15 protein-coding genes and 1 other annotated feature are annotated in these 13,728 nt (G+C 45.8%); of the genes, 13 read left to right on the top strand and 2 right to left on the bottom strand.

Annotated elements, in window-relative coordinates:
* Positions 1 to 212: 212 nt before the first annotated feature.
* The 10 genes from QNH36_RS17570 (at position 213) to pheA (ending at position 7,975) form a co-directional block, all read left to right on the top strand.
* Entirely contained in the window at positions 213 to 989 is a 777-nt protein-coding gene (locus tag QNH36_RS17570) for a M23 family metallopeptidase (RefSeq protein ID WP_251541007.1), read from the top strand.
* Complete coding sequence (locus QNH36_RS17565; RefSeq protein WP_251541005.1) at positions 982 to 1,848, top strand: M50 family metallopeptidase; 867 nt, start codon at positions 982 to 984, stop codon at positions 1,846 to 1,848. Before QNH36_RS17570 ends, QNH36_RS17565 begins: the two co-directional genes overlap by 8 nt.
* Before the next feature lie 64 nt (positions 1,849 to 1,912).
* On the top strand, positions 1,913 to 3,385 hold the full coding sequence (locus QNH36_RS17560) for an Rne/Rng family ribonuclease (RefSeq protein ID WP_283903884.1): 1,473 nt from the start codon (positions 1,913 to 1,915) through the stop codon (positions 3,383 to 3,385).
* Between the two features lie 70 nt (positions 3,386 to 3,455).
* Positions 3,456 to 3,535 (top strand) — a sequence feature (ribosomal protein L21 leader region).
* Positions 3,536 to 3,550: 15 nt separating this feature from the next.
* Entirely contained in the window at positions 3,551 to 3,859 is a 309-nt protein-coding gene (gene rplU / locus QNH36_RS17555; RefSeq protein WP_144477733.1) for a 50S ribosomal protein L21, read from the top strand.
* 16 nt (positions 3,860 to 3,875) lie between these two features.
* Positions 3,876 to 4,208, top strand: a complete 333-nt coding sequence (locus QNH36_RS17550) for a ribosomal-processing cysteine protease Prp (RefSeq protein WP_144477735.1) — start codon at positions 3,876 to 3,878, stop codon at positions 4,206 to 4,208.
* Positions 4,209 to 4,220: 12 nt separating this feature from the next.
* On the top strand, positions 4,221 to 4,511 hold the full coding sequence (gene rpmA, locus QNH36_RS17545) for a 50S ribosomal protein L27 (RefSeq protein WP_079509900.1): 291 nt from the start codon (positions 4,221 to 4,223) through the stop codon (positions 4,509 to 4,511).
* 168 nt (positions 4,512 to 4,679) lie between these two features.
* Complete coding sequence (locus QNH36_RS17540; RefSeq protein WP_283903883.1) at positions 4,680 to 5,219, top strand: Spo0B C-terminal domain-containing protein; 540 nt, start codon at positions 4,680 to 4,682, stop codon at positions 5,217 to 5,219.
* Positions 5,220 to 5,268: 49 nt separating this feature from the next.
* The gene (gene obgE, locus QNH36_RS17535; protein WP_144477739.1) at positions 5,269 to 6,561 is read left to right on the top strand and encodes a GTPase ObgE; all 1,293 of its coding nucleotides are present in this window, start codon (positions 5,269 to 5,271) and stop codon (positions 6,559 to 6,561) included.
* An 89-nt stretch (positions 6,562 to 6,650) separates the two neighbouring features.
* Positions 6,651 to 7,103, top strand: coding sequence for an ACT domain-containing protein (locus QNH36_RS17530; RefSeq protein ID WP_144477741.1), 453 nt, complete (start codon positions 6,651 to 6,653; stop codon positions 7,101 to 7,103).
* Positions 7,104 to 7,129: 26 nt separating this feature from the next.
* Entirely contained in the window at positions 7,130 to 7,975 is an 846-nt protein-coding gene (gene pheA, locus QNH36_RS17525) for a prephenate dehydratase (protein WP_144477812.1), read from the top strand.
* A gap of 36 nt (positions 7,976 to 8,011) precedes the next feature.
* On the opposite strand, the gene QNH36_RS17520 is transcribed toward pheA, so the two are convergent.
* Together QNH36_RS17520 and QNH36_RS17515 are read right to left on the bottom strand one after the other, a co-directional pair.
* The gene (locus tag QNH36_RS17520; RefSeq protein ID WP_144477743.1) at positions 8,012 to 8,554 is read right to left on the bottom strand and encodes a transcription repressor NadR; all 543 of its coding nucleotides are present in this window, start codon (positions 8,552 to 8,554) and stop codon (positions 8,012 to 8,014) included.
* Positions 8,555 to 8,611: 57 nt separating this feature from the next.
* The gene (locus QNH36_RS17515; RefSeq protein ID WP_283903882.1) at positions 8,612 to 9,751 is read right to left on the bottom strand and encodes an IscS subfamily cysteine desulfurase; all 1,140 of its coding nucleotides are present in this window, start codon (positions 9,749 to 9,751) and stop codon (positions 8,612 to 8,614) included.
* Between the two features lie 446 nt (positions 9,752 to 10,197).
* Between QNH36_RS17515 and nadB the strand changes: the two genes are divergently transcribed.
* From nadB to nadA, 3 genes are read left to right on the top strand one after another with little or no spacing between them, the layout of a single operon-like run.
* A complete protein-coding gene (nadB, locus tag QNH36_RS17510; protein WP_283903881.1) occupies positions 10,198 to 11,781 on the top strand; it encodes an L-aspartate oxidase in 1,584 nt (527 codons plus the stop codon).
* A complete protein-coding gene (gene nadC / locus QNH36_RS17505) occupies positions 11,750 to 12,631 on the top strand; it encodes a carboxylating nicotinate-nucleotide diphosphorylase (RefSeq protein WP_283903880.1) in 882 nt (293 codons plus the stop codon). Before nadB ends, nadC begins: the two co-directional genes overlap by 32 nt.
* Positions 12,603 to 13,709, top strand: a complete 1,107-nt coding sequence (gene nadA, locus QNH36_RS17500; RefSeq protein WP_144477751.1) for a quinolinate synthase NadA — start codon at positions 12,603 to 12,605, stop codon at positions 13,707 to 13,709. Before nadC ends, nadA begins: the two co-directional genes overlap by 29 nt.
* Positions 13,710 to 13,728: the final 19 nt, after the last annotated feature.

Below are 13,728 nucleotides of genomic sequence, written 5' to 3'. Positions count from 1 at the left end.
GGATTACGGTAGCAACCATAATGGTTTCTATTATGAAAAGTGTCAGAGTCAACCCACTTTTCTTACCCAAAGGGTCTCCAGCAGAAAAACTGTGAATTGATATTGGTTATTGAATTTTCTAAGCCTTCCATTCCCCCAAAAATGTCATACTCTTGTGGGACAGGTCATAAACTTGTACTAACATTGAGTACAAGGGGATTGGTGGGGATTGGATGAACTCGAGAGCTGACGATATACGAAGAAGGATGATGAAGCGGAAACGGGAGCGGGAGAGGATGGAGAAAACGAACCATAACCGTTTTTTCTCTACGGAGGAAGAACGGCATGGTTTTGACAGGCTCCCATCCTATGATATGGGTCCAGGGGAAGGGGGCCATCCGTTATTCAAGAAGGAAGTGTTTTTGTTCAAGGTGCTTGCATCTGCTTGCCTTGTTTTGATTGTGGCGATTATTTACCGGAGCCCTTCTGAAAAAGCTGTGTCGGTCCAGCAATACGTGAATCATACGATGGAGCAGGAGTTCCAGTTTGCTGCTGTTTCAGATTGGTATGAGGATCAATTTGGCAAGCCATTGGCACTTCTTCCGGCAAAAAATGCTGATGAAGATAGCGAGAATGAGGTTGCATCTGGCAGCCAATATGCGCTTCCTGCCTCTGGGAAGATTCTTGAGGATTTTGGCGACAATGGACAGAGGATCATGATTGAAATTGGCAAGGGTGCGGGTGTTGAGGCGATGAATGAAGGCCTTGTCCATTTTGTCGGCATGAAAGAGGGATTTGGTAAAACGGTGATTGTCCAACATGGGGACAAGAGTGAAACCTGGTATGGGAACCTGGACAAAATTGATGTGAATCTTTATGAGTACATTTCCAAAGGTGCGAAGGTGGGAACAGCGATGGACAGCGAGGACGGTCTTAAAGGTTCATTTTATTTCGCTATTAAAAAAGGGGATGATTTCGTCGATCCCGTCCAGGTGATCAAGTTTGAATAAAAACTTTGAATTATTGCGGAAAGTACAGATTCATCCTTTACTCTGGGTGGTCATCGCCCTTGCTGTTGCGACTGCGCATTTTATAGAGCTGATGATGGTGCTGCTGATAATTTTTGTTCATGAAATGGGACATGGTGCTGCAGCCTCTTTTTTTTCGTGGAGAATCAAGAAAATCGCCTTGCTGCCATTTGGCGGTGTCGCTGAGGTGGATGAGCATGGGAACAGGCCGCTAAAAGAAGAACTGGTTGTCGTGCTCGCAGGACCATTACAGCATGTCTGGATGTTGGGGCTTTCCTATTTGTTCTTCATCGCAGGGGTTTTCCCCGAAAAATGGCATACGTTGTTCATGGAGTATAATCTGATGATCCTGGTCTTCAACCTCATACCGATTTGGCCATTGGACGGCGGGAAGCTGATGTTCATTCTGCTATCGATGAACACCTCTTTCCAGGAAGCCCATCTGCGTACCTTATATGGTTCAGTTGCAGCGCTGCTGATCTTTTCTGCTTCCCTGCTGTTCATCGCACCGCAGACGTTGAATGTCTGGGTCATCATAGGCTTCCTGGCATTTTCGCTGTATTTTGAATGGAAGCAGCGGCGCTTTACATTCATGCGCTTCTTGATGGAAAGACACTATGGCAAGCAAGTGGATTTGCGCGAGCTGAAACCCATCAATACCAGTGAGAATGAAATGGTCGGCCATGTGCTCGAAAGGTTCCAGCGCGGCTGCAAGCATCCGATCATCGTCAAGCAGCAGAATGGAAAGGAAATGGTGATTGACGAGAATGAATTGCTCCATGCTTTCTTCAGTGAAAAATTACTGACCGCCAAAATAGGAGATTTGCTTTACACCTATTAAAATAGGATAATGAATGCAGCGCAGACACCTTTTGCGCTGTATTTTTTGTGAGTAGGGAGAAACGATGGACCAGTTAATCATCAATGCAAATTTAAGAGAGAAGCGCTTCGCTTTGGTTAAAAATGGTGAAGTTGAAAAAATATATATCGAGCAGCCGGGCCAGCAATCGCTGGTCGGAAATATTTATCTTGGTATTGTCGAAAAAGTGATTCCGGGAATGAATGCGGCGTTCGTCAACTTTGGCGAAGGAACAAGCGGATTTTTACAAAAAGACAAGCTATCTTCCTATGTTCTGTCAGACAAGGAAAACAAAGCGAATATCCCGCTTGGATCTTATGTCCATCAGGGCGAAAAGCTGCTAGTGCAGGTGGAAAAGGATGCGGCCGGGACCAAAGGAGCAAGACTGACAGGGGTCATCGAACTGCCGGGAGAGAATATTGTCTATATGCCGAGGGGCAAATACATAGCTGTTTCCAAAAAGGCAGATTCCAGTGAAACGAGAGCCAGATGGAAAGAATTTGCGAGCCAGGTAAAAACGGATGAAGAAGGACTCATTTTCCGGACTGAAAGCCTGAACCAGCAAGAAGAAGTGATAATCAGGGAGCTCGATCAGCAGCGAAGCCTGTATGCTGAATTAGAAAAGTCTGCTTCAGGAATGAAAAAGCCAGGTCTTGTTTTTAGCCGGGATTATTTTTTTGAACAGGCATTGTCCGCACTGGCAGCTGTTAAAAATGGAACTGTCATCGTGGACTGTCTTGAATTCAAGAAGAAAATTGACCTCCATGTTCCAGAAGGGGTTGAGCTTGAATTTTATAATGGAAAAGAACCTGTTTTTTCTTTTTATAAAATCGAGCCGGAGATTGAGCGGCTGCTGAAGCGAGTCGTCTGGCTGGATAAAGGCGCCTACATGGTTATCGACCAGGGTGAGGCGCTGACGATGATTGATGTGAACACGGGGAAGTTTTCAGGAAAAACGGATTTGCGTGACACGGTCATAAAAACGAATATAAAGGCGGCAGTGGAAGCAGCACGACAGATCAGGCTCCGGGATCTGGCTGGCATCATTCTGATTGATTTCATCGATATGAAGAATAGCGGAGAGCGTGACAAGGTGTTGAAAGCCATTCAGAAAGAACTGATCCATGATGATCGCCGCAGCCGGATTGTCGGTTTTACTGAACTTGGCATCCTTCAGCTGACAAGGAAGAAGACAAAGCAGTCAGTGGCCGAGACACTGACGGAAAAATGCGGGACATGCGGAGGAACGGGGCAGGTGCTCAGCTCGGAAACAGTGGCTTACAAGCTTGAGCGTGAGCTGTGGGAATATAAAAATTCCGATTACGAAGAAATGCTTATTTCCGCTACTGATGAAGTGATTCGCCATTTTTCCGGTGAAGCTGATATCCATAAATTGAGGCTTGAAAAAGCGCTTGGTTATAAGATAAAATTCTCGGTGTCAGACGCGGCGAGACCTTTTTTTGAAATTCTTCAGGCTGGTGCTTCGACAGAACAGGATCGAACCAAAGCTGGCCATTAAAAGAACATGGATTATATGTTGACACTTTTGCTCGGCATATGATAGTATTTTAATGTTATTGTTTGTAGCACCCGTGCTACAACCGCTCACAACAGGTAATTAAGCTTTGCAATCTGCAAACGCCTGCTGATGGCGAGTCTGAGTCTAATGAGGAGGTGCACTGGAATGTACGCAATTATCGAAACTGGCGGCAAGCAAGTAAAGGTAGAAGAAGGACAAGCAATCTACATTGAAAAGCTAAACGCTGCTGAAGGCGAAACTGTAACTTTTGACAAGGTTCTTTTTGTTGGTGGCGAGAACGTTAAAGTTGGAAGCCCTGTAGTTGAAGGCGCAACTGTAACTGCTAAAGTTGAAAAGAATGGCCGTCAAAAGAAAATCATCGTTTTCAAGTACAAAGCGAAAAAGAACAATCGTAAGAAGCAAGGTCATCGTCAGCCTTACACTAAAGTAGTTATCGAAAAGATCAACGCTTAATTAAAGGCGGATTGCTATGATTCGTGCAACGATTAATCGTACAAAATCCGGACGCATCCAGTCGTTTACAATCAGCGGCCACGCTGGATATGCTGCCCATGGCAGCGACATTGTCTGTGCAGGTGTTTCCACCATCTCGATTGGGACAGTCAATTCCATTATTGGATTGACAGGTGTCACCCCAGACATTGAACAAGGTGCCGATGGTTTTCTTCGCTGTGAAATTCCCGACAATTTGCCGGAGGAGACACAGGAGAAAATCCAATTACTCCTTGAAAGCATGGTCATTACATTGCAATCGATGGAACAAGAGTACGGAAAGCACATAAAATTAACCTTCAAAAAGTAGGAGGTGGAACAAATGTTAAGATTAGATCTTCAATTCTTCGCTTCTAAGAAGGGTGTAGGTTCAACTAAGAACGGACGTGACTCTATCGCAAAGCGTCTAGGCGCTAAGCGTGCAGACGGTCAATTCGTAACTGGTGGTTCTATCCTTTACCGTCAGCGCGGAACTAAAATCTACCCAGGTGTAAACGTGGGTAAAGGTGGAGATGACACTCTATTCGCTAAGGTTGACGGCGTCGTTAAATTCGAACGTCTTGGCCGCGACCGCAAGCAAGTAAGTGTTTATCCAGCAGCTCAAGAAGCGTAAGCTAAAGAGAAGCCCTAACCACTTCGGTTAGGGTTTTCTTTCGTTTTATGGCTTAGTGCTCTATAAATAAAAAAGGATCCAACTAACTTAAATACATAATTAGCTTACGCAGAATGGCTTTTTTGTTATACTTACACCAAGCAAGTCTTATGAGTAGGGAGTATGTGTATGAAAAAAGAGTGGGATACAATCGAGGTTTTGCGCCATGAGCGCCATGATTGGATGAACAAGCTTCAATTAATTAAAGGGAATTTATCGCTGAATAAAGTGGACCGGGCTAAAGAGATCATTGAAGAAATCATCATGGAAGCCAGGCAGGATGCAAAGCTATCAAATTTACGTCTTCCCCAGTTTGCCTCTACATTGTTAACCTGCAATTGGGAGAGTAATCATTTCCAGCTGGACTACGAGGTTATGGACTCCCAAAACTTCCACAGATTAGATGACCAGCTTTTGACAGACTGGACTAAGCAGCTTTTTGAAACATTGAATTCTTCAATTGAACCATATCAGGAAAATCATCTCTCCGTTACAATTGAACCGCAGGAGAAAGGAATCGGGTTCTTTTTTGATTTTAGCGGAATAATAAAGGATAAAAATCGCTTAGAAAGCTTCCTTGACCAGAAGCCGGGAAACAAGATAAAAATCATTTCCGATGGCGTGGTTGAAGGAGAACTGACAATCGAAGTTTTCGTAGAAACACTCTAGGGAAACATAAAAAGCGAATAACAAATTTAAGACAGGTGGTAATGACATAATGTTTGTCGATCAGGTTAAGATTTATGTAAAAGGCGGCGACGGCGGCGATGGCATGGTCGCGTTCCGACGCGAAAAATATGTGCCGAAGGGCGGCCCGGCTGGCGGCGACGGCGGTAACGGCGCAAATGTAGTCTTCCAGGTGGAAGAAGGGCTGCGCACGCTGATGGACTTCAGGTACCAGCGCCATTTCAAGGCACCGCGCGGCGAGCACGGAATGTCCAAGAACCAGCATGGCAAAAACTCCAAGGATATGATTGTCAAGGTTCCTCCAGGGACAATCGTATCTGATGCTGAAACTGGCGCGATCATTGCTGACCTGGTGGAGCATGGCCAGCAGGCTGTCATCGCTAAAGGCGGACGCGGCGGACGTGGCAACTCACGTTTCGCTACACCTGCCAATCCGGCTCCTGAACTTTCCGAAAAAGGGGAGCCAGGCCAGGAACGCGAAATCATCATGGAATTAAAGCTGCTTGCCGACGTAGGGCTTGTAGGTTTTCCAAGTGTAGGAAAATCGACATTATTATCCGTTGTGTCAGCAGCCAGGCCGAAAATCGCTGAATATCATTTCACGACTATCGCTCCAAACCTGGGCATGGTTGAAACAGAAGACGGAAGAAGCTTTGTTTTAGCTGATTTGCCAGGTCTTATTGAAGGAGCGCACTCCGGAGTGGGACTCGGACATCAGTTCCTGCGTCATATCGAACGTACAAGGGTCATCATCCATGTAATCGATATGGCTGCGACGGAAGGCCGCGATCCATATGAAGATTATCTGACAATCAATAATGAGTTGAAGGAATATAATTTAAGGCTGACGGAAAGACCGCAAGTCATCGTCGCCAATAAAATGGACATGCCAGATGCGGAAGAGAACCTTAAAGTGTTCAAGGAAAAAGTCGGGGATGAACATCCTGTTTTCCCAATTTCAGCTGTGACGAGGGAAGGCCTGCGTGAATTGTTATTCGCAGTAGCTGACCTGATTGAAAAGACGCCGGAGTTCCCTCTTATTGATGAAGAGGTATTGGAAAAAGACGAAAACCGCGTTATGTACAAGCATGAAAAAGCAGAACAGGAATTCCAGATTACTCGCGAACCGGATGGAACATTTGTTATCTCGGGTGACAGTATAGAAAGGCTGTTCAAAATGACTGATTTTTCAAGAGATGAATCTGTACAAAGGTTTGCCCGCCAGATGCGCGGCATGGGTATTGATGATGCTCTCCGTGAAAGAGGAGCAAAAGATGGAGATACGGTCAAGCTTCTGGAATATGAATTTGAATTCGTAGAGTAGGCCTCAGGTGGTGACAGGGAGTCGATTAGCCAAAAGGTTAATCGGCTTTCCTCTTTAAAGTAGGAAGCATTCTGATGGGGTGATTTGAGATGAAGGAAAATCAAGATAAAAAATTCTATCTCGTTCGGGAAGATGTCCTGCCGGAAGCAATGAAAAAAACGCTTGAGGCAAAGGAAATGATTGAACGGGGCAAAGCGGAGTCGGTCTGGGATGCAGTCCAGAGGGTCGACTTGAGCCGGAGCGCCTTTTACAAATACCGTGATACTGTTTTTCCGTTCCATACGGTTGTGAAAGAGCGGATCATTTCACTGTTTTTTCAGCTTGAAGACCGATCTGGGACACTATCGGAATTGCTGAGCACTGTTGCGGCTACTGGCTGCAATGTTTTGACCATCCATCAGACCATTCCTCTGCAGGGAAGGGCGAATGTGACGCTAAGCTTGAATATCACCGAAATGAGAGTCGAAATGGACGAGATGCTGACAAGGCTGAGAAAAATGGAATTTGTAGAAAAAGTTGAAGTGCTGGGAACAGGCGCTTAAAGATAACAGCAGGGGGAGGTATGGATTTGAAAGTAGGATATCTTGGACCAGAAGCGACGTTTACAGATTACGCAGCCAGGCAGTTGTTTCATGAAGCGGAGCGGATTCCGTTCGTCAGCATACCAGAATGCATGGATGCGGCCACAGAAGGGGAGATTGACGCAGCGATTGTCCCATTGGAAAATTCAATCGAAGGTTCTGTTAACTTAACAGTCGATTACCTTGTCCATGAAACAGATCTCCAGATTGTTGGTGAAGCGGTGGTGCCAATCAGGCAGCATTTGCTGGTACACCAGGACAATTTGGAAAACTGGAGAAATGCGGAGCTAATTTGCAGCCATCCGCACGCACTTGCACAGTGCCATAAGTTTTTACATAAAGAATTTAAAAAAGTACCGCACGAACATATGGCTTCAACAGCCGCAGCGGCCAAATTTGTCAAAGATCATCCGGAACGGAATATCGCGGCGATCGCAAACAGTCTTGCTGCACAAGAATATGAAGGACTGGCCATGGCTCAGCAAAATATCCATGATTATAGTTATAACCATACTGTCTTCGCAGTTCTCACAAAGCCGGAAAACAAGCTTCAACTCGACAAGGGCGAAGATTTCAAGACCAGCTTGATGATCACCCTGCCTTCAGATCAGGCAGGAGCATTGCATCAGGTCCTGTCGGCATTTTCATGGAGGAAGCTCAATCTTTCCAAAATTGAATCCCGCCCGATGAAAACCGGTCTCGGAAAATATTTTTTCATTATTGATATCAATTTTAAAATGGATGACGTCTTGATTCCAGGGGCCATAGCCGAACTGGAGGCACTGGGCTGCACCGTTAAAATGCTCGGAAGCTATTCCAGCCATAAAATATAAAAAGATCCATCAGCCACTGATGGATCTTTTGCATTTCTACTGTTCTAAATCAATAAGGAAATTTGCTTTTCTAAGCGTTTCTTCCGCTTCATCCAGTGCTTTTTCCGTCGGGGCTGAAATGCTGTGCAAGTGGATGCCGTCGGTCAATTCTGATAAATAGGAAGCATTGGTGGATTTTATTTTTTCCATGAACTGCTTCACTTCGTAACGGTTCGAGACCATGATGGAAGCGGTCAGGTCGCCATACACAGGATGCTCGATTTTCACGTCTTTTACCGTTACACCATGATCGACAAGGAGCAAAAGTTCTTCTTCAGTCCTTTCAGGGCCGTGTGAGCAGGCAATGATCCGTTCCGCCTCTGTTGGCCGGGAGGCGTGCATGTATAAATAACCCTGGCTTGTAGCGATGATAGGTTCATTTTTTGCTTTTAGCAGGGTGATATCACCGACAATGACTTGTCTGCTTACGTTCGTAATGGCTGCCAGCTCGCCGCCGGTAATCGGCTCACGGCTTTCCTGCAGGCGCTTCAGGATGAATTCCCGGCGTTCATCCCCAAGGATTTTCGTAGGTTCCTTCATAACCGATCTCTCCTTCGACTTCTTCATTCGTGAATTTTACCATAAATCAGCCTGAAGTTAAACGGCTGCGACCTTTCCAGAGATGACCGCCAGGAGTTTCCCAAGTTCGACCACATCATCGGCTGCAGTAGTCCGCCCGAATGAAATCCTGAAAAATTCCTTTGCTTCTTTGCCATTGATGCCCATTGCCGTCATGGTTCTGGCAGGGCTTAATAGTCCTGTGTGACAGGCTGTCCCGGTTGAAATCGCGAATCCCCTACGGTCACATTCCAGCAGGACAAATTGCCCCTCCACGCCTTTTATAGCCATTCCCACGATTCCTGGGAGCTGAGCGTCCCCTTCTATGCCAAAAATCTTATATGGGTTTTTTGATCCTGCAAGAAGATCAACAAGAATAGTCCTTAACTCTTTAAGTCGATCATTCTCCGTTTTGATCAGTGACTGCGCTTTTTGGGCAGCAACGGTCATGGCGGCTATTCCCGGGACATTGACAGTGCCGGGCCTGAAGCCTTTTTCATGCACGGTCCCATCAATATATGGCTTCCAGGCAAGCTTCGGATTGACATAGGCGACTCCAGTTCCTTTTGGTCCGTAAAACTTGTGGCCCGAAATAGACAGGGCATCCACGGAACGTGCAAGAGAGTCCATTGGTATCTTTCCAAAGGTTTGCACGCAATCTGTGTGGATCAGGATTCCATTGGTCCTGCAGTATTCAGCGATGTTTTTGACCGGCTGGAGGGTTCCGATTTCCGGGTTGCCATGCTGAATGGAAACGAGCACTGTTTCAGGCCGAACAGCTTTGATAAAGGTGTCAATCTTAATTCTTCCGTCCTCGTCCAATGGCAGGAATGTGATTTCCCAGCCTTCTCCCTCCAGCTTTTTCATCAAATTATAAACTGAGGAATGTTCAGCAGCACCGGTAATAATGTGGCGGCCGTTTTTTCTTTTTGCAGAGAGAAGCGCCATAATCCCAAGAAAATTCCCTTCAGACCCTCCGCTTGTAAAATATATCCCTGCTTCTTCGACATCAAGCAACCTGGCAAATTCCTGTCTGCAGCTCTCAAGGAGATTAGCCGCTGCAGAGCCCGCTTCGTGAAGACTCTGGCTGTTTCCAAAGTACTCTGCCGATGCTTTGATAAAAATATCTGCAGCATCCCGGTCAAGCGGGCATGTAGCAGCATAATCGAAATATTTCATAGGTTCGCTCCTCCGATTTGTTTTAATGATCATTCCCAGGGTCTGTTTCCAGGAAAGTGAAACATGTGCCCCCAAAAAAAAATCCCCGGCATTTCGGTCACAAAAAGCCGGAACATGTGCCCGAAAAGGAAAAATCCCCGGCATTTCGGTAACAAGAAGCCGGAACATGTGCCCGAAAAAGAGAAATCCCCGGCATTATGGTCACAAGAAGCTGGAACATGTGCCCGAAAAAGAAAAATCCTCGGCATTACGGTCACAAGAAGCTGGAACATGTGCCCGAAAAAGCGGTATCCTCAGCTATACGGTCACAAGCTGACAACACGTGAACTGCTTTGCCCCTTTTGCTTTCCTGTATTAGTTTCAAAGAATAAAAGTTCTTGTCAATAGTGTAAAACTGTGTAAATATAGATGTCAAGACACCTGTTAATCCAGGAGGCTATCAATCTATGAAACAATATGATGTGATTATTATTGGCAGCGGCATTGCCGCACTGCAATTGGCCAATAAGTTAACGAAGGATTTAAATGTGATGATTCTCACAAAAGAAAATCTGACAAAAGGAAATTCCTATCTTGCACAAGGCGGGGTGGCCGCAGCCGTTGCTCCGGGGGACGATCCTTACTTACATTATCTCGACACAATGGAAGCGGGAGCGCACCACAATAATGCCAAAGCTGTATTGGAAATGACGAAAAAGGCTCCTGAGCTGATCAATGGTTTATGGCAGTCAGGTTGCCGTTTTGATGAAGATGAAAATGGTAATCTGCTTTTGGGAATGGAAGGAGCACACAGTGAAAAGAGGATTGTCCACAGCGGGGGTGACGAGACAGGCAGGCATATGGTCGAGTTTCTGATTTCTGATCTGGCCTCCAATATAACCGTTGAACAATCGACTTTTGTTTATGACCTTATTTTAAATCAGGAAAAATCAAGATGTATCGGGGTGAAGGCGAAGCTGCCAGATGGATCAAATGAGATTTACCTTGCTCCACATGTGGTGCTGGCAACGGGCGGTTGTGGCCAGATTTTCTCTTTTACTTCCAATGCAGAAACGGCAAGCGGTGATGGAATTGCCCTTGCCTATAGAGCAGGGGTTGAATTGGCGGATATGGAGTTTGTCCAGTTCCACCCGACACTGTTATATGTGGATGGAAAGACGAGGGGGCTTATTTCGGAAGCAGTCAGGGGCGAAGGTGCGCTGCTGGTCACTGAAGATGGCAAACAAATCATGGCAGGCATTCATCCTTTAAAGGACCTGGCACCGAGGCATATTGTTTCGCAAACAATCTATGATTATTCTCGAAGAGGAATTCAAATTTATTTGGATATATCCTACATTGAGGATTTCAGCTCGAGGTTTCCCACGATCAGCAAGCTATGCACTCAGCATGGGATAGACATGGAAAAAGGTCTGATTCCTGTCGTTCCCGGCAGTCATTTTATCATGGGAGGAATTAAGACAGATTTGCAGGGACGAACAAGCATCCCAGGATTGTATGCAATCGGTGAGGCAGCGTGTACCGGCATCCACGGGGCGAATAGACTGGCAAGCAATTCTCTATTGGAAGGAATGTTTGTCGGCGGCAATCTCGCTGATTGGATCAACAGCCAACGGGCTGACAAGGAGACTGGCAACAATCTGCCTGTTCATGTAAAAACCTTTTTCGCTGGTAAACTGCCGGTTCCTGACATGCTAAAACAAACCATGATGGACAGAGCCGGGATTGTAAGGACTAAGGAACAGCTCACCCTTCAGGCTGAATGGCTTGCTCAATTTAATCACGATAAGTGGCTGGACGCTGACCTGGACCACTTATCGCCAGCACAATTAACCAGCCTGTTTATGTATATTACCGCCACCTTGGTCACCCAGTCTGCATTGGAGCGGACAGAGAGCAGGGGCGGTCATTATCGTGAAGATTTTCCATATGAAGATAATGCCAATTGGATGAAAAAACAAATCATCCATCAGCAAAAAAACCGAAAGGATGGTAAGCATGAATTCAATCAAACTGCGCTTGCTACTTGAACAATTTTTCATTGAAGATATCGGCGAGCGTGACGTCACCAGTGAATTGATTTTCGGAAATGAAAGTAAGGGAATCCTGGTGTTCATTGCGAAGGATGAAGGGGTTTTCTGCGGAGAGCAGATTATCGATCTTGGTTTCAGGCTGATGGATGAGAACAGCCAGGTTACCATGAAGGTAAAGGATGGCGAAAAGGTTGGCAAAGGTCAGGAACTGGCGTTGATTACCGGCAAGGTTTCCGCACTATTAAAAGCGGAAAGAGTCGTTTTGAACCTCGTGCAGCGAATGAGCGGAATAGCCACAAAAACAAACGAAGCTGTAAAAGCATTGGACAGCACGAAGACAAGGATTTGTGATACACGAAAAACAACCCCCGGCCTGCGGATGCTTGAAAAATATGCAGTTCGATGCGGTGGCGGGTTCAATCATCGTTACGGCTTGTATGACGCGGTTATGATCAAGGACAACCATATCTCTTTTGCGGGCTCGATCAGCAAGGCAGTGGAAGCAGTCAGGTCAAACCTTGGACATATGGTGAAAGTAGAGGTGGAAATCGAAACAAAGGAGCAGCTGCTTGAAGCGATTGAAGCGAAAGCAGATTGCATCATGTTCGATAACCGCACGCCGGAACAAATTGAAGAATGGATTGGCTATGTACCGGAAGGAATAGCAACCGAGGCCTCCGGCGGCATCACGCTCGATAGACTGCATAGCTACAGGAGTTGCGGAGTTGATTATATATCACTGGGATTCCTCACGCACTCTGTAAAATCATTGGATATTAGCGCAAAGGTCATGGCCGAAACGAAAGGGGATGTACAATATGAATATATTGGAGGCGCTCGAAGCTAAATCAAAAATGCTCCCTGAGAAATACCGGAACATGTCGGTTCAGGAGCTTGAGGGCATGATTAAGGACATTAAGGGCAAAATGGGCAAAAAGCTGTTCATACCTGGTCATCATTATCAAAAAGATGAAGTCATCAAATTTGCCGATGCGACAGGCGATTCACTGAAACTTGCCCAGCTGTCTGCCGATAACAGGGAAGCGGAGCATATTGTTTTTTGCGGAGTTCATTTCATGGCCGAGACGGCTGACATTTTAACAACTGAAAATCAGAAGGTCTACCTGCCGGATATGAGAGCCGGATGTTCAATGGCAGATATGGCTGATATTTACCAGACAGAACGCGCCTGGGATTACCTGCAGGTGCTGTTTGGAGATACGATTTTGCCATTGACCTATGTCAATTCTACTGCAGCAATTAAATCATTTGTCGGCGCTAATGGCGGAGCTACCGTTACATCCTCAAACGCCGAGAAGATGGTTCGCTGGGCTTTTTCAAAAAAAGAGCGTCTGCTTTTCCTTCCAGATCAGCACTTGGGCCGGAATACGGCTTTTAACATTGGAATTGGGCTTGATGAAATGGCCGTTTACAATCCGATTGAAAATATTCTTGAGTATGATGGCCCTCTTGAAAAGGTAAAAGTGATTCTTTGGAAAGGACATTGTTCGGTACATGAAAATTTCACGGTGGAAAATATCGCGGATGTTCGGGCAACATATCCTGATATGAAAGTCATTGTCCATCCAGAATGCCGTCATGAGGTAGTGGCATTGTCAGACATGGCAGGATCAACGAATTATATTATTGAGGCAATTGAAGCGTCGCTTGCAGGCTCATCGTGGGCGATTGGTACCGAAATGAATCTGGTAAACCGGCTGATTTCCCAGCATCCAGATAAAAAAATCATTTCATTGAATCCTCATATGTGTCCGTGCTTGACGATGAACAGGATTGACCTCCAGCACCTTGCCTGGAGTCTGGAATCGGCTATCCAGGGTCAGGAAATCAACCTCATAAAAGTCGATGAAGAAACAGCATTCAACGCAAAGCTTGCCCTGAATCGCATGCTTGTGCAATCATAATTGAAGTCCTTCCCATATC

It is taken from the genome of Mesobacillus sp. AQ2 (assembly GCF_030122805.1).
GTDB lineage: Bacteria > Bacillota > Bacilli > Bacillales > Cytobacillaceae > Mesobacillus > Mesobacillus oceanisediminis_A.
The sequence above is the reverse complement of the archived record's forward strand: the minus strand, read 5'-3'. Positions and strand labels throughout refer to the sequence as shown.